Origin of the sequence: Pseudomonas sp. LjRoot277, from assembly GCF_964253845.1 — a bacterium.
GTDB lineage: Bacteria > Pseudomonadota > Gammaproteobacteria > Pseudomonadales > Pseudomonadaceae > Aquipseudomonas.
In genome coordinates this window covers 1,118,808-1,134,631 of record NZ_CAXURI020000001.1, presented here as the reverse complement: position 1 = coordinate 1,134,631, position 15,824 = coordinate 1,118,808, and the positions used below count along the sequence as shown (strand labels likewise).

General features: G+C 58.5%; 16 protein-coding genes. 5 read left to right on the top strand and 11 right to left on the bottom strand.

Going from position 1 to position 15,824, the window contains the following annotated elements; genetic code table 11:
- Nucleotides 1–28 precede the first annotated feature (28 nt).
- The 4 genes from pssA to ACSQ87_RS05370 all read right to left on the bottom strand — a co-directional run bounded on the left by pssA (nt 29) and on the right by ACSQ87_RS05370 (nt 4,311).
- The gene (pssA, locus tag ACSQ87_RS05385; RefSeq protein WP_008156794.1) at nt 29–883 is read right to left on the bottom strand and encodes a CDP-diacylglycerol--serine O-phosphatidyltransferase; all 855 of its coding nucleotides are present in this window, start codon (nt 881–883) and stop codon (nt 29–31) included.
- A 144-nt stretch (nt 884–1,027) separates the two neighbouring features.
- Nucleotides 1,028–2,044: a ketol-acid reductoisomerase gene (gene ilvC / locus ACSQ87_RS05380; RefSeq protein ID WP_007948647.1), complete on the bottom strand. Its 1,017-nt coding sequence runs from the start codon at nt 2,042–2,044 to the stop codon at nt 1,028–1,030.
- 48 nt (nt 2,045–2,092) lie between these two features.
- Nucleotides 2,093–2,584, bottom strand: a complete 492-nt coding sequence (gene ilvN / locus ACSQ87_RS05375; RefSeq protein ID WP_003176102.1) for an acetolactate synthase small subunit — start codon at nt 2,582–2,584, stop codon at nt 2,093–2,095.
- A 2-nt stretch (nt 2,585–2,586) separates the two neighbouring features.
- Complete coding sequence (locus tag ACSQ87_RS05370; protein WP_046049403.1) at nt 2,587–4,311, bottom strand: acetolactate synthase 3 large subunit; 1,725 nt, start codon at nt 4,309–4,311, stop codon at nt 2,587–2,589.
- Between the two features lie 400 nt (nt 4,312–4,711).
- Here ACSQ87_RS05370 and ACSQ87_RS05365 point away from each other — a divergent pair, with 400 nt between their 5' ends.
- A complete protein-coding gene (locus tag ACSQ87_RS05365) occupies nt 4,712–5,134 on the top strand; it encodes a DUF4124 domain-containing protein (RefSeq protein WP_436273491.1) in 423 nt (140 codons plus the stop codon).
- Between the two features lie 46 nt (nt 5,135–5,180).
- On the opposite strand, the gene ACSQ87_RS05360 is transcribed toward ACSQ87_RS05365, so the two are convergent.
- From ACSQ87_RS05360 to mrcB, 3 genes are read right to left on the bottom strand one after another with little or no spacing between them, the layout of a single operon-like run.
- Nucleotides 5,181–5,516: a YqcC family protein gene (locus ACSQ87_RS05360; RefSeq protein ID WP_033054374.1), complete on the bottom strand. Its 336-nt coding sequence runs from the start codon at nt 5,514–5,516 to the stop codon at nt 5,181–5,183.
- On the bottom strand, nt 5,516–6,250 hold the full coding sequence (locus tag ACSQ87_RS05355; RefSeq protein ID WP_436273490.1) for a tetratricopeptide repeat protein: 735 nt from the start codon (nt 6,248–6,250) through the stop codon (nt 5,516–5,518). The genes ACSQ87_RS05360 and ACSQ87_RS05355 overlap by 1 nt, the downstream gene beginning before the upstream one ends.
- A gap of 16 nt (nt 6,251–6,266) precedes the next feature.
- Nucleotides 6,267–8,591, bottom strand: coding sequence for a penicillin-binding protein 1B (gene mrcB / locus ACSQ87_RS05350; protein WP_436273489.1), 2,325 nt, complete (start codon nt 8,589–8,591; stop codon nt 6,267–6,269).
- A 118-nt stretch (nt 8,592–8,709) separates the two neighbouring features.
- On the opposite strand from mrcB, the gene ACSQ87_RS05345 reads away from it, so the two are divergent.
- The 4 genes from ACSQ87_RS05345 (at nt 8,710) to ACSQ87_RS05330 (ending at nt 12,036) form a co-directional block, all read left to right on the top strand.
- Nucleotides 8,710–10,266 (top strand): AAA family ATPase, encoded by a 1,557-nt coding sequence (locus tag ACSQ87_RS05345; RefSeq protein ID WP_436273488.1) that lies wholly within the window; start codon nt 8,710–8,712, stop codon nt 10,264–10,266.
- Between the two features lie 91 nt (nt 10,267–10,357).
- Nucleotides 10,358–10,702 (top strand): pentapeptide repeat-containing protein, encoded by a 345-nt coding sequence (locus ACSQ87_RS05340; RefSeq protein WP_111451047.1) that lies wholly within the window; start codon nt 10,358–10,360, stop codon nt 10,700–10,702.
- A gap of 245 nt (nt 10,703–10,947) precedes the next feature.
- The gene (locus ACSQ87_RS05335) at nt 10,948–11,220 is read left to right on the top strand and encodes a TfoX/Sxy family protein (protein WP_003228231.1); all 273 of its coding nucleotides are present in this window, start codon (nt 10,948–10,950) and stop codon (nt 11,218–11,220) included.
- 15 nt (nt 11,221–11,235) lie between these two features.
- Nucleotides 11,236–12,036: a Crp/Fnr family transcriptional regulator gene (locus ACSQ87_RS05330; RefSeq protein WP_223433338.1), complete on the top strand. Its 801-nt coding sequence runs from the start codon at nt 11,236–11,238 to the stop codon at nt 12,034–12,036.
- A 233-nt stretch (nt 12,037–12,269) separates the two neighbouring features.
- Here the strand turns inward: ACSQ87_RS05330 and ACSQ87_RS05325 are convergent, their stop codons facing one another.
- Genes ACSQ87_RS05325 through ACSQ87_RS05310 form a run of 4 tightly spaced genes read right to left on the bottom strand, consistent with a single transcriptional unit; the run spans nt 12,270 to nt 15,815 of the window.
- Nucleotides 12,270–13,121, bottom strand: coding sequence for a ChaN family lipoprotein (locus ACSQ87_RS05325; RefSeq protein WP_436273487.1), 852 nt, complete (start codon nt 13,119–13,121; stop codon nt 12,270–12,272).
- A 20-nt stretch (nt 13,122–13,141) separates the two neighbouring features.
- Entirely contained in the window at nt 13,142–13,909 is a 768-nt protein-coding gene (locus ACSQ87_RS05320; RefSeq protein ID WP_436273486.1) for a heme ABC transporter ATP-binding protein, read from the bottom strand.
- Nucleotides 13,909–14,892: a FecCD family ABC transporter permease gene (locus tag ACSQ87_RS05315; RefSeq protein WP_223433350.1), complete on the bottom strand. Its 984-nt coding sequence runs from the start codon at nt 14,890–14,892 to the stop codon at nt 13,909–13,911. The genes ACSQ87_RS05320 and ACSQ87_RS05315 overlap by 1 nt, the downstream gene beginning before the upstream one ends.
- A 50-nt stretch (nt 14,893–14,942) precedes the next feature.
- Nucleotides 14,943–15,815, bottom strand: coding sequence for a heme/hemin ABC transporter substrate-binding protein (locus ACSQ87_RS05310; protein ID WP_436273485.1), 873 nt, complete (start codon nt 15,813–15,815; stop codon nt 14,943–14,945).
- Nucleotides 15,816–15,824: the final 9 nt, after the last annotated feature.

Sequence of the window (15,824 nt, the reverse complement as noted above, 5' to 3'; positions counted from 1 at the left end):
ACCAATAGACTGCGGAGTATGAGGGAAGCTAAGCGTTTTTGTGCCGACGAAGACGTAACAGATATTGAACCGGGCCAGAAGCCGCATAAGCGAGGAAAACCAGCAGCAGGATGCGCGGCGGATCACTGAACACTACGGCAAACACCAACACCACCGCGAGGATGGCCACGAAAGGTACACGCCCTTTCAGATCCAGCTCCTTGAAGCTGTTGTACTTGATGTTGCTGACCATCAGCATGCCGGCGGCAGCGACCATCAGCGCAACCAGGAATGACATCTTCGAACCCTGAATGCCGTAATCACTGAACGCCCAGACAATGCCTGCGACCACACCAGCAGCAGCCGGACTGGCCAGACCGATGAAGTAGCGCTTGTCTGCAGTGCCGACCTGGGTATTGAAACGTGCCAGACGCAACGCCGCGCCTGCTACATAAATGAAGGCAACCATCCAGCCGACCTTACCCATGTCGCCCAAGGCCCAACCGAATGCCAACAATGCCGGAGCAACACCAAAGGCGACCATGTCGGACAGCGAGTCGTACTCGGCACCAAAGGCGCTCTGGGTATTGGTCATACGGGCAACGCGACCATCGAGGCCGTCGAGCACCATCGCGACAAAAATCGCGATCGCTGCAAAAGCAAAATACTTGCTCGCACCAATCGAATCACCGGCACTCAAGGCGCTCTGGGCGCTCATCGAGTTGATGATGGAATAAAACCCTGCGAACAGATTCGCAGTGGTAAACAGATTCGGCAGAAGATAGATACCACGATGCCGGACTTTACGACCTTCAGCGTCATGCCCTTCCTCGATGTGTTCATCGATGGGCAGCAGGCTTTCGGCGTCAGAAGCCTGGTTTGGCTCTTCGGGACGTTCGCTCATGGACATTACCTTGCAACGGGGTGGAAAGTTTGGACAGGTGTCTGGGACGACGGTTCGGCCGCAAACGATGCAGCTTTATACCAGAACCAGCCACCCAAACGAAAAAACGCGGCCTAGGCCGCGTTTTTCGTACAAGTGCGCGACTTAGTTTTTAGCTTTGTCGACGATCTTGTTGGCACCGATCCAGGGCATCATGGAGCGCAGTTGCTCGCCGATGATTTCGATACCGTGAGCGGCGTTGTTACGACGCTTGGCGGTCATCGAAGGATAGCCGGTAGCGCCTTCGCTGATGAACATCTTGGCGTATTCGCCGTCCTGAATACGTTTCAGGGCGTTGCGCATGGCCTGACGGGATTCGGCGTTGATCACTTCCGGACCGGTCACGTACTCGCCGTATTCAGCATTGTTGGAGATCGAGTAGTTCATGTTGGCGATACCGCCTTCGTACATGAGGTCAACGATCAGTTTCAGTTCGTGCAGGCATTCGAAGTAGGCCATTTCCGGCGCGTAGCCAGCTTCAACCAGGGTTTCGAAACCGGCTTTAACCAGTTCAACGGTACCGCCGCACAGAACGGCTTGTTCGCCGAACAGGTCGGTTTCAGTCTCGTCCTTGAAGGTGGTTTCGATGATGCCGGTACGACCGCCACCAACGCCAGCGGCGTAGGACAGTGCAACGTTTTTGGCGTTGCCGGAAGCATCCTGGTAGATAGCGATCAGATCAGGAATACCGCCGCCTTTGACGAACTCGGAACGCACGGTGTGGCCCGGAGCTTTCGGCGCGATCATGATCACGTCGAGGTCAGCGCGCGGAACAACCTGGTTGTAGTGGATCGCGAAGCCGTGGGAGAAGGCCAGGGTGGCGCCTTTCTTGATGTTCGGCTCGATTTCGTTCTTGTACAGAGCGGACTGGAACTCGTCCGGGGTCAGGATCATGACCAGGTCGGCAGCCGCAACAGCGGAAGCAACGTCGGTCACTTTCAGGCCGTGAGCTTCGGCTTTGGCAACAGTGGCCGAACCTTTACGCAGACCAACAGTCACGTCAACGCCGGAGTCTTTCAGGTTGCACGCTTGAGCGTGGCCCTGGGAACCGTAACCGATGATGGCAACTTTCTTGCCCTGGATGATCGACAGGTCGCAGTCTTTTTCGTAATAAACTTTCATGAAATTCCCCTATATATCCAGGCCGTTCAGGCCATTCGCTAATTTGGTTTAGATGCTGAGTACTTTGTCGCCGCGGGCAATACCGGTTACGCCGCTGCGGACGGTTTCCAGAATCGAGGCGGTGCCAATGGACTGAATGAAGCTGTCGAGCTTGTCGCTGGTACCGGTCAATTGAACGGTATACACGCTAGCGCTGACGTCAACGATCTGCCCACGATAAATATCGGTAGTGCGTTTGATCTCGGCGCGCTGGGCACCGGTGGCCTTGACCTTGACCAGCATCAGTTCGCGCTCGATGTGAGCACTCTCCGACAGGTCGACCAGTTTGACCACTTCGATCAGCTTGTTCAGGTTCTTGGTGATCTGCTCGATGACTTCATCGTGGCCAACCGTGGTCAGCGTCAGACGCGACAGGGTCGGGTCTTCGGTAGGTGCCACAGTCAGGCTTTCGATGTTGTAGTTGCGCTGCGAGAACAGGCCGACTACACGAGACAGAGCGCCCGGTTCGTTTTCCAGAAGCAAGGAAATAATGTGCCGCATGATTATGTACGCTCCGTCTTGCTCAGCCACATATCGCGCATGGAGCCGTCTTTGATCTGCATCGGGTAGACGTGCTCGCTGGTGTCGACCGAAATGTCGAGCACCACCAAGCGATCCTTCATGGCGAACGCTTCCTCCATCTTCGACTTCAAATCTTTCGAGTCGGTGATGCGCACGCCAACGTGACCATAGGCCTCTGCCAGCTTGACGAAGTCAGGCAGCGATTCCATGTAGGAGTGCGAGTGACGGCTTCCGTAACTCATGTCTTGCCACTGGCGAACCATACCCAAAACGCCGTTGTTCAGGATGACGATTTTCACCGGCAAGCCATATTGCAGACAGGTGGACAGTTCCTGAATGTTCATCTGGATACTGCCTTCGCCCGTCACGCAGACGACGTCGTCATCCGGGAAGCTCAGCTTGATGCCCATGGCCGCCGGAAAACCGAAGCCCATGGTGCCCAGGCCACCGGAGTTGATCCAGCGGTTCGGCTTGTTGAACGTGTAGTACTGCGCCGCAAACATTTGGTGCTGGCCCACGTCGGAGGCAACAAAGGCATCGCCCTTGGTGACTTCGCACAGGGTTTCGATCACGGTCTGCGGTTTGATGACGCTGCCGTCACCCTTGTCGTAAGGGAACAGACCGCGGTCACCGCGCCACTCATCAACTTGCTTCCACCAGCTGGCAACGGACTCCTTGTTCGGGGTCTCGCCGATTTCCTTGAGGATCGCGACCATCTCGGTCAGGACACTTTCGACCGGACCGACGATAGGCACGTCTGCCTTGATGGTCTTGGAAATCGAAGCCGGGTCGATGTCGATGTGAATGATCTTGGCATTCGGGCAGAACTTGGCCGGGCCGTTGATCACGCGGTCATCGAAACGAGCGCCGACTGCAAGGATCACATCGGCATGGTGCATCGCCAGGTTAGCGGTGTAGCTGCCGTGCATGCCGAGCATGCCGATGAACTGACGGTCGGTGCCAGGGTAGGCACCCAGCCCCATCAGGGTATTGGTCACTGGCAGGTTGAGCATCTTCGCCAATTCGGTCAGCGGCGCGGAGCCACCACCGAGAATCACGCCGCCGCCTGCGTACATCACAGGACGCTTGGCCGCCAGGAGCATTTCTGCCGCCTTGCGGATCTGCCCGGAGTGACCGCGAACGGCCGGGCTGTAGGAACGCAGCTTGGCTTTTTTCGGGAAGATGTATTCGAACTTCTCGGCAGGGTTGGTCATGTCTTTCGGGATATCGACAACGACCGGGCCCGGACGACCGGATTGCGCCAGGTAGAACGCTTTCTTCATGACTTCAGGGATTTCCGACGCGTGCTTGATCATGAAGCTGTGCTTCACGATCGGCCGGGAGATACCGATCATGTCGGTTTCCTGGAACGCATCGGTGCCCACCATGTTGCTAGGCACCTGGCCGGAAATGACCACCATCGGAATGGAGTCCATGTAGGCGGTGGCGATACCAGTGATGGCATTGGTTGCGCCAGGACCGGAAGTCACCAGTACCACGCCGGCTTTACCGGTGGCACGGGCATAGCCGTCAGCCATATGGGTAGCCGCTTGTTCGTGACGAACCAGGATGTGGGTCACTTCCGGTTCTTTGAACAGGGCATCGTAAACATGAAGAAGAGCACCACCCGGGTACCCGTAGATATATTTGACGCCTTCGTCACGCAAAAAGCGGACGAGCATCTCACCGCCAGATAAAAGCTCCACGTTGTTCACCTCTAAAACGCCAGAATACCGCCCACATAAAAGAGGACGGGTCTTAATAGGTTTACTTCTCAGCAGAGCATGAGCGACGGTGGTCGCCGACTACGTCAGCACTGACTGAGCAAGTATTGGGATCGTCCCAAGTGTTGCGGGCCTTTCCCACCCAGCGCGAGGTAACGCGTTGCGGGTGTAACAGGTCGGCGCGGATGTGCGCCTCATGATCTGCTGAGCGGGCCTGCTTCTGGCAGTCCCTCTACAGCGGACTTTGGATTCTTCTGTTTCGTCCTCTCCAAGTCAAGTCGTCTATGTGCTTTATTGAACTAAGCACATGAGAAAGCAAGAAAAAACCGCTAAACAGCAACTGTGTTAGCTTCAATTGCGCAACCCAATACAAGGAAATGGCATGCGAACGTTTTTCCTGACCGCCAGCCTGCTGATTGGCATCAGCCCTTTGTGCATGGCCGCTCAGATCTACAAATGGGTCGACGCCCAGGGCGTTACCCACTTCGACGCCCAGCCGCCCCAAGACCAGGAAGCCACCACCGTGGTCACGCCCTCCCCGCCTGCCGGCAACCAGCCCCCGCCGCCACGCAGCGGTGCCATTGGCGATCAACGGGCCATCGACAATAAAGTGAAAAAGCAGGTCGCCGAGCAGCAAGCCCAGCTAAGGGTGTTCTGCGAGCAGGCGCGGACGAACCTGGCTCAACTGCAGAACAATCCGCGAATACGGGAGGATGTCGAAGGCGAGATGCGCCGCCTGACCGACCAGCAACGTCAGGAGCGCATTAGCGAAGCACAGAAACAGATTGCAGAAAACTGCCAGTAGACACCTGTAGGAGCCGAGCAAGCTCGGCTCCTACAACGGATCGGCGTTAGCGGGAGGCGGTGATCAGCAGATCAAACTCTTTGAGCAGCACCTGCAACTGCCGGTCCTTGCCCTGAACATTACGGGCGGCGAAGACCATTTCGGCCATCTCCTGAATTCCCGAAGCGTTTGGCAAGGGCAGATCCTGCTCGAGGATCACCTTCATCCGCGGAAGGAAGATCCATTGCAGCCACTGCTCGAAATCCAGCGTATCGACCGAGAAGGGTTCGACACTGGAAAGCGCTTCGGCGGAGGGCGAGACCTCGTCCCACCACCCCTGAACCCGCAGCTCGCGCTCGATCAACAGCAACTGTTCGGCAATCTTCGGAAAGCGCGCATCCATCACAGCGAAACCTTTGCCTTTTGACGGGCCAATGTTGCGCCAGCGGAATCACCCTGTTTCTCACGCGCCTGAGCGATCAATTCCCACAGGCTGGCCTGAAGTGCCGGACGACCATTGGCGAAGGTCAGGCCACGACGAGCAAACTGCTCGGCTTGTGGCGCATCGCCTTGAGCCATGCGCACCTGAGCCAGACGATAAAGCACTTGCGGCTCACGCGGCGCAACACGCTGGGCGCGCTCGAGACTGGAAGAAGCACCGTTGAGATCACCGCTCGCCTGTTGCTGCTGAGCGGTAGTCAGCAAGGCCAGAACCGGACCGTCCAATTGCTCGTCGGCAGACAAGCCGCCGGAGTTCGCCGAAGGAATCCCGCTCGGCGTCGACGGCATGCTGTAGCTGCCCTGATTGACCGGTGCCGACTGAACCGGCGAAGTATCGATCGGCCCCGGGGTGATCGGGCCTGGTGTGATCGGCGCAGTGCTGATCGGTGCCGACGTCACTGCGCCACCACCTGGCACCATCACGACGACGCCGGTATCACCTTGTGGAATCGCCTGAGTCTGGGCTTGCGCAGGACGTTTAGTCGTCGTCTGACGGAAACCGCCATTCGCCGAAATCCGTTCACTGTTCGAAACGGTGCTACCGGAATCCACAACCGGAATCGAACCGCGTTGTACGGAGGAGCAACCGCTGAGCAAAGCCACGGCGGTAACCGCTGGAATCAACCACTTGTTCACTTGAAACCCTCTTTGCTTAATTCATCCAGCCCTTGACCCAATCCATCACCGTTTCGCCGGAAACAGGGCTTTCGCCACCGCAAGCGGCACCGGGAGGCGGTTCGCTGCCGCGAATATACGGCATCTGCACCGCACCTGGGCAGTTGGCATCAGAGCCTTGCCCGGTACGCGAATCGACCCAGGCCTGAACAATGTTGTCTGGCTGCGGCATGTCCAGCGGTAACGGATCGGCCTTGCGCATGAAACTGGTCCAGACCTGCAGCGCACCGGTGGCACCGGTGAACGGCGTCTTGCCATTATCATCGCGCCCCAGCCAGACCACTGCCAGCAGGTCCTGACTGAAACCGGCGAACCAGCTGTCCCGCGAATCGTTACTGGTACCGGTCTTGCCGGCCAGGGTCAGGGTTTTCGGCAATACGTTGTAAACAGAACTGCCGGTACCTTCACGCATCACCCGCTGCATGGCGCTCTGGATCAGGTAAATGGAGGCCGGATCGAAACGTTGCTGAATCTGGAACGGATAACGCTTGAGCGGTTCGCCTTCAGCGGTCAATACGCTACGGATCCCGCGCATCGGCGTATTGAAGCCACCATTGGCCAGGGTCTGGTACATGGTCGCCACTTCGATCGGGGTCAGACCGCCAGCGCCCAGCAACATCGACGGGAACGCCGGGAATTCACGATTCACGCCGAGACGCGCCAGGGTCTTCAGGACATTCGGCACGCCCACCGCCAACCCGAGACGCGCGGTCGACAGGTTGTAGGAATGCGCCAGGCCCTGATACAGGAACACGGTGCCATGGGAACGGCGATCGTAGTTCTGCGGTTTCCAGACTTGACCGTCCGCACCTTTGACCGAGAAGGAATCGTCCGACAGCCAACTGGTCAATGTGTACTGGCTTGGTTTCTCAAGGGCTGTCAGATAAACCGCCGGTTTGATCAAAGAGCCGATTGGTCGTACAGCATCCAGCGCACGGTTGAAGCCGGCAAAACTGGCCTGACGACTGCCGATCATAGCCTGGACTTCACCTGTTTCCGGGTTGGTCACGACCATGGCCGCTTCAACCTCATCGGAACCCTTGCGCCCGGAGAGTCTCTTGAAGGTGTCGTTGACCGACGCCTCGGCTTTCATCTGCAGGATCGGGTCGAAACTGGTGAAGATCCGCAGACCTTCTTCGGTCAAGTCTTCGTCGCGATAGTCTTCGCGCAGCTGACGCTTGACCAGATCGAGGAAGCCAGGGAACGAGCTGTCCGCCAGCTTGCCGCGAGTCGTCACACCCAGTGGCATTTTCTTCGCAGCAGCGACCTGATCGGCGGTGGCAACGCCTTGTTGCTCAAGTACATCGAGCACGAGATTGCGCCGTTCAAGCGCCCGCTCAGGGTTGCGACGAGGGTTGTAATAGGACGGCCCCTTGACCATGCCCACCAGCATCGCGACTTGATGCAGCTTCAGTTCAGACAACGGCTGCCCGAAGAAAAACTGGCTTGCCAAGCCGAAACCGTGCACCGCGCGCTGTCCATCCTGACCGACGAACACTTCATTGAGGTAAGCCTCAAGAATTTCTGGTTTGTCGTAATGCAGCTCAAGCAACATCGCCATCATGGCTTCGGTGAGTTTACGGGTCAGGCTGCGTTCGCTGGTCAGGTAGAAGTTCTTGACCAATTGTTGCGTCAGCGTACTGCCACCCTGGGTCATCTTGCCGCCAGAGGTGTTGACATAGATGGCTCGGGCAATCGACTTGGGCGACACGCCCCAGTGGCTGTAGAAATCCCGGTCTTCCACAGCGACCAGAGTTTCCAGCAAATACGGCGGAACCTGATCAATTTTGATCAAAATGCGATCTTCGAGATTTTTCGGGTAAATCCCGCCAATCAGTAGCGGTTCCAACCGCACCACAGAGAGTTTCGAACCGTTGGTCGCCGAAAGTTCGGCCACGTAGTCGCCAGAGAAACGCACCCGTACTGGTTGCGCTTGCTCCATGCCTTCATAGAACTGGAAGCCACGGGTATTCAAGTCGACGGTATTGCCGCTGACCGCCGCCGCGCCGGGTCCATTGCTCACGCTTTCGCGTCGATAGCCCAAGGCATCGAGTTCGGTCAGAAAGTCGTCCTTGCTGAGCTTTTGTCCGACGAACAGCTCCAGCGGGCGCGCGTACACCTTGGCCGGAATGGTCCAGCGCTTGCCGGAGAACTTCTCCTGGACGATCGCGTCGAGGTAAACCGCGAACCCGGCCAGCACCACAAGGCCGACCAGACTGAGTTTAAGAGCCCAGCCCAGCCAGGGGCGCAGGCCCTTGGAAGGTGGTTTTTTGGGGGTGCGGGGGGATCGAGTACGAGTCATGGCGGCGGATTATACGCACTTTACTCATACTCAACAGGAGCCCTCCGAGGTTTGCGTCAGACGGACTTGCAGCCATAATGACGGCCGTGAATTTTCCCCAGACTCTGAAGGATCGCCTGTGAGCCAGTCCCTGATCGCTGCCCTGCAAAACCCGGCCCTCTACCCGCATCCCGTAGACGGGTTCCAGGTCATCGAAACCCATATTTCCTGGGTAATCCTCACTGGCCCCTTTGCTTATAAAGTGAAGAAGCCCGTGAATTTCGGCTTCCTGGATTTCACCAACCTCGATGCCCGCAAGCATTTTTGCGGAGAAGAGCTGCGTCTTAACCAGCGCCTGACCAACGATTTGTATCTCGAAGTGTTGCCAATCACCGGCAGCGCCGAGGCCCCACAACTGGGTGGCGAGGGTCCGGTCGTCGATTACGCACTGAAAATGCGTCAATTCCCACAGAGCGGGTTACTCAGCACCCTACAAGCCAATGGTGAATTGACCACTGCGCACATCGACGAGATGGCCGCGCAGATCGCCCAATTCCACCTCAGCGCACCGAAAGTGCCTGCCGAACACGAAGCCGGCACGCCGGACAGCGTGATGGCGCCGGTACGCCAGAATTTCGAACAGATCCTCCCGTTCCTCAGCGACAAGGCCGACCTGCTGCAACTGGATGCGCTGCAAGCCTGGGCCGAAAGCAGCTTCGAACGCCTCAAGCCACTGTTCGCCCAGCGCAAGGCTGAAGGGTTCATCCGCGAATGCCACGGGGACATCCACCTGGGCAACGCCACCGTGATCGACGGCAAGGTCGTGATCTTCGACTGCATCGAGTTCAACGAACCGTTCCGTTTCACCGACGTTTATGCCGACACTGGCTTCCTCGCGATGGACCTGGAGGACCGCGGCCTGAAGAGCCTGGCGCGCCGCTTCATCAGCCAATACCTGGAACTGACCGGCGATTACCAGGGCCTTGAGTTGCTGAACTTCTATAAAGCCTATCGCGCACTGGTTCGCGCCAAGGTCAGCCTGTTCAGCATGCCGGCCGAGGCCGACCCGGTGCAGCGAGCCACCACCCTGCGCCAGTACCGCAATTACGCCAACCTGGCGGAAAGCTACAGCACCATTCCTTCGCGCTTCATGGCCATCACCCACGGTGTTTCTGCCGTCGGCAAGAGCCACGTGGCCATGCGTCTGGTGGAAGCGTTGGGCGCCATTCGCCTGCGTTCCGATGTAGAGCGCAAACGTCTGTTCGGCGAGCAAACCGTGCCAAACGACCCTCAGGCCGGCATCTATAGCGCCGACGCCAGCGCCGCCACTTACACCCGCCTGCATGAAGTTGCCGCGGTGATCCTGCGTGCTGGTTTCCCGGTGGTGATCGATGCGACTTACCTCAAGCGCGACCAGCGTGACGGCGCAGCGAAAATCGCCGAAGCCACCGGCGCGCCATTCCTGATCCTCGATTGCAATGCGCCGCAAGCAGTGATCGAGAGCTGGCTGGCCCTGCGTCAGGCAGACAAAAAGGACCCGTCCGACGCCAACCTGGCCGTAATCGAAGCCCAGCAAGCCACTCGCGAGGCCCTGACGCCCGAAGAGATTCTCTGCAGCAAACGCGTTCAGACCAATGAAAGCGGAACCCTCGACACAGTCGTTGCACAGATTCGCCAGCGCCTGCCGGGTCTGTAAGAAACTATTTCAGCCGTGAAGCCTTCGTCGGCTTCACGGCTGTCAAATAGTGGCACTATACTGGCGTCATAAAACCAACAGGTGATGTGACATGAGCCAGCCGAAACTTCTCGACACCCCGCTTTATGCGTTATTGCACAAAGACGACATCACAGGTTTCAACAACGAGCGCCCCAAAGACGGACCTATCGACATGGTCGGTGGCGATTTCCGGGGGCTGGACCTGCGTGAACTGAACGCCGACGGCATCGACTTTACCGATGCCTACTTCCGCTCCGCCGACTTGCGCGGCATCGACTTTCGCAACGCCTCCCTGGAAGGTGCAAGCCTTGCTCACGCACAGATCTCCGGCGCCTACTTCCCGCCAGAGCTGAGTGCTGACGAGATTCTGATGTCGATGAATTTCGGTACACGCCTGCGTTATCGCACCCGCTAAATGCGACCTTTAGCTGACCCGTTCGGCGCCCCCGCTTTGCGCTGAACGCTGGGCATGGTTTGCCCGGAAACCTGATTCCACCGCCCTCTCTTCCTACCGCACTCGCAGACTTTCACCCAGCTTCGGGACTTCGCTTCTTAGAAGCTTTTGCGTCGAAACCGACCAAACAATCACGCTTTTCCTACTGATGGCTACACTCCTGAGAAGCTCGCCCACGCACCGTTCGGCCGTCGCAAGGAGGCTTGATGAATGATGAACTGCAGCACCTGAAGAATCTTGGCAAGACGTCGGCGCAATGGCTGCATGCCGTGGGCATCCACAGCGCCTCGGACTTGCGTCGCCTGGGAGCGGTGGATGCTTATCGGGCCGTGCGCACGCGCGGGTTTCGGGCGTCCAAGGTGTTGTTGTATGCCATCGAAGGTGCCCTGATGGATGTGCACTGGAACGACATTCCCGCCGAGCGCAAGGACGCCTTGAACAAACAGCTGGAAGCTATCTCGTCACGTCACAAGAACTGAACGGACGCTGCAGCCATGTACCTACTTGGGGAACAACCGGCTTACGCCGACGCGCTGATCAACCAACTGCAACATATTCCCGTCCGGCTGCTGGAAGGTTTGATGCCCTGCGGACCGAGCCTGGAATTTTCAGCCGTCGATGATCTGGCCGTCCTGTTACCCGGCGATCAACTGTTTGTGCTGGACAATGGCCTGCTGCATGGATGCATCGACGAGCGGGCATTGTTCTATCTGCACGAGGGAGATCTGATCGGCTTGCGCCAGGGCACGGAGCTGCCACGCTGCCGCTTTCGCAGCGACAGCCCGCTGGCATTGACGCCTTACCTGCGATCCGAGGTGTTTCAGCATATCTATGCCGACCCGGAGCGTTCAGAGCTGTTCCTTCAATACATGGCCGGTCAGTCCGCCCTGCTGTCCGACGCACTCGCCCGCCTGAAACAACCTGAGTTTCGAAGCACCAATGGTTTTCAGCGCGTGGCCAGTGGCAAAGTGTTGATCCGTCAGGGCGATGAACCGGATCAGGTTTTCGTCATCATTGATGGCCACGCCGAAGCCTTTGTCGACGGGCATAAAGTCGGCGATATACCCAAGGACGAGATTTTCGGCGCCATGGCGGTGTTCACTGGCGAGAAGCGTAACGCCAGCGTGATCACCAGCGAACCCAGCACTGTCATGCTGATCCCCAAGGACCAGTTTCTCAGCCTGACCCAAAGCAATCCGAAGATCGCCCATAGCCTGATTGCGAGCATGGCCCGACATATCGACCTGCTGAATAAGCAGATCATTCTGATGAACTCGCGCAACCGCACAGGCTGAAACCCAATGATTACGGGCGCTTCCAGTGAACGGACAGCGCATTTCAAGTAATTGAGAAATCAGCGGTTGACTTGGTAATGAGAATCGCTATGATTATCACAACTGGTCGCGAGACTGGTCGATATTTGAAAAGCCCTTGGTTCGGACTCTCAGATATCTCCTCATCAGGCTAATCACGGTTATTTGACCCGGCTCTTGCCGGGTCTTTTTTTGCCTGGAGAAAAGTCGTTCGATCACTTGCCAAATTGTTTACGCATTTGCGCGCAGTAATCCTGGGGCGGTGTGGCAGGTGTGTACCAGACGTAATCAGCCATGGCCGGTGTGACCTCGCTACCCTGCTCCGCCAGCATCAACACCATAGGCGCCTGGGGTTCTCCCAGATCAAGCACATGAATCGGCACGCCGACATCCTTGCGCGCATGGTAAGCGCCGGCAAACAGCAGCGAAGGCGCAGGTGCAGCCAGCAAGCGTTCGGCCATCCGTCGGTCACGTTGCTGCTGGACCGCCAGCATCGCCGGCATCTGCGACTTTGGCAGCAGGCCACAGTGGGAGTCGCTGACTTGCTTCAGCAACTCGTCCTTGACTGAAGCAGCGTTGGAGCGCGATCCACTCAATGTCGGGGGATTGGCGTAAACGGCACGGACTTCAAGCGTGTCCAGATTGGCTGCCAGCAGCGGGTATTGCTGGGTCAGGGCAAAACGAACGATCGGCCCGTACAGATTCCAGTCCCAACCCGACTGCCAGGCTAATGCACCGGGCAAATCCGCCGGTGGTGTCGAGGCGTGACGAACATCATCGACACGCGGCTGTTGATCCGGCGTGAGCATTTCCAGCAGCAGACTGCCTTGAGCTCGCCGTTCGCCCAGCGACTGCAATAACCACAACTGCAGTTCATGGTGATCGCGATTGTCATGTTGCTCACCCACGATCAGCCGTGAAGGCGTCTCCAACCGCGCAACCAGTTCCTCTGCCGTGAGGGTCTGACCGCTGCGCAAGTCCCGAATCTCGCCGACAACCGGCGGCGGAGTCGAAACATGCTGACAGGCACTCAGCAACAGCAAGACCAGTATCAAAACCCCACGCATGTTTTCACTCCATAAAAAACTCAGCGGGCGATGATCAGCGGATGCCCACGCTCCGGGTGCCGCTGCACCAGCACTTCCAGCCCGAACACAGCCTTGAGTGGTTCCGGGCGCAACACCTGCTCCGGCGTATCGAGTGCCACAGGGCGCCCGCCTTCGAGCAGCAACAGGCGATCGCAATAGCGCGCTGCCAGGTTCAGATCATGCAGGATCACCAGCACCGCCGCGCCGCGATTGGCGAACTCGCGTACGGCTTGCAACGTGGTGTGCTGATGAAGCGGGTCGAGCATCGACGTTGGTTCATCGAGCAACAACGTTTGCCCCGCTTCGCCCGGCCAGAGCTGCGCCAGAACCCGCGCCAGATGCACCCGCTGACGTTCGCCACCGGACAAGGCCAGATAGCTGCGGCCACTCAAATGCCCGGCATCGGCAGCGTGCAATGCGGCGGCAACAATCTCGTCATCGCGAACCCGGCCGCTTTGATGCGGCAAGCGGCCCATGCCGACCACTTCTTCGACACGAAAGGCGAAGTCCAGGGTCGAGACCTGCGGCAATACTGCCAAGCGCTGCGCTCTCAGCGTCCCGGCCCATTGATTCAATTCACGGTCGTCAAGCCAGACACTGCCGTGATCGGCATGCAACTCACCGCACAAGGCGGCGAGCAAGGTGCTTTTACCGGCCCCGTTAGGTCCCAGCACACCAAGGACTTCGCCCGATTTGAGCTCAAGCGTGATGTCCGTCAGGACAATCTTTCGGCCTCGACGGATTTGCAAATTTTGCGTTCGCAACATCAGGCACGCCCTCTGAGCAATAAATACAGGAAGAACGGCGCACCGATGAAAGCCGTGACGATCCCGATCGGCAATTCAGCCGGCGCCAGGGCCAGTCGCGCCACCAGATCGGCAAACAACAAAAGACTGGCCCCCGCCAATACTGACGCTGGCAACAGCACACGATGATCGGGGCCCGCCAGCAATCGCACCAGATGCGGCACCACCAGCCCCACAAACCCGATCATCCCCGCCGCAGCCACCGCAGCACCTACACCCAACGCCGTGCAAAACACCAATTCGCGCTTGAGCCCTTCGACGTCGATGCCCAGGTGTCCGGCCTCCGACTCCCCCAGCAACAACGCATTCAAGGCCTTGGCCCGCCGCGGCAGCCACAACGCCACGCCGGCACTGATCAGCAGCAACGGCCAAAGTCGCGAATAGCTGGCGCCATTGAGGCTGCCCAGGTTCCAGAACGTCAGGGTGCGCAGCGTTGCGTCATCCGCCAGATAGGTGAACAGCCCCACGGCGGAACCGGCCAGCGCAGTCAACGCAATACCGGCCAGCAGCATGGTCGCGACATTGGTCTGCCCGTTGCGCCGGCCCAGTCGATACACCAACGCGGTCACGCCCAACCCGCCGAGAAACGCGCACAGCGATAACAGATAAGGCCCGAAGGATTCAGGCAGTCCGCCGAATACCGAACCTCCGACAATCGCGATCGCCGCGCCCAATGCCGCACCGCTGGAGACGCCGACCAACCCCGGATCGGCCAGGGGATTTCGAAACAACCCCTGCATCGCCACACCGGACAGTGCCAATACACCCCCCACGGCCAAACCCAACAAGGTTCGCGGCAAGCGAATCTGCCCGAGGATCAGCTCGGCCTGCTCCAGTCCGTCGGACGCGATCGGCACACCCACCAGCCGCAGGGCTGCACGCAATGTGTCGAACAACGGCAAGCTTACCGGCCCAAGCGCCAACGACAGCCAGATGGCCAGCAAACACAGCAGGATCAGACCAATGAATAACGCGCGTGGTTTAACCAGGATGGTCATTGGCCGGCCGAACCGGGGTAGAAAGCGTCAGACAGTTTTTTCATCGCCTCGGGTAGCCGCGGCCCCAAGCCGCCGACCAATAAAGTCGGATCAAGCTCCATGACTCGCCCGTCCTTGGCTGCGCGGGTCGAGGACAGGATCGGGTTCTCCTTGAACAACGCCGCACGGGCCGCATCGCCGCTCAGTGCACGATCGGCAAACACCAGCACCTCGGGATCCAGGCTGACCAGGGATTCGACAGAAAAGGGTTTGTAGCCGGTATGCGTGGCCAGATTGTGCCCGCCGGCCTGTTGCAGCAACCAATCGGCGGCGGTGTCCTTGCCGGCGATGAGCGGTTTGCCGCCTGCGTGGCCAAGCAACAACAGCACGCCCGGCGATTTTTTCTTCAACTGTGCCCGAGTGACCCGGATCTTTTGTTGATCGAGTTGCTGTTGATAAATCTGAAACACCCGCGAAGCCTGATCTTCAGCGCCGAGCAACTTGCCTAGACGCTGCAAATTGCCCTGCAACGTCGGCAGATCCGGCTGAGCCGAGAACAGCTCAACCTGTACGCCCGCACTGCGAACCTGCGAAAGCACCGGTGGCGGTCCCATTTCCTCGGTGCCGACCAGTATCTGCGGGCGTAAGCTCAAAATACCCTCCGCCGACAATTGCCGCTGATACCCGATGCTCGGCAATGCCTTGAGCGATTCCGGGTGCTGGCTGGTGGTGTCGACACCCACCAGCTTCGATTCACCGCCCAGCGTGCTGATCCATTCCGACAAAGCTCCACCGGCACTGACCCAACGTTGTGGCAACTCTGCCGCTGCGGCGTGGTGACTGACGAGAAGTCCGACACAGAGCGCAGCAACGCGGGTACTCAGGCGCATAAACAGCTT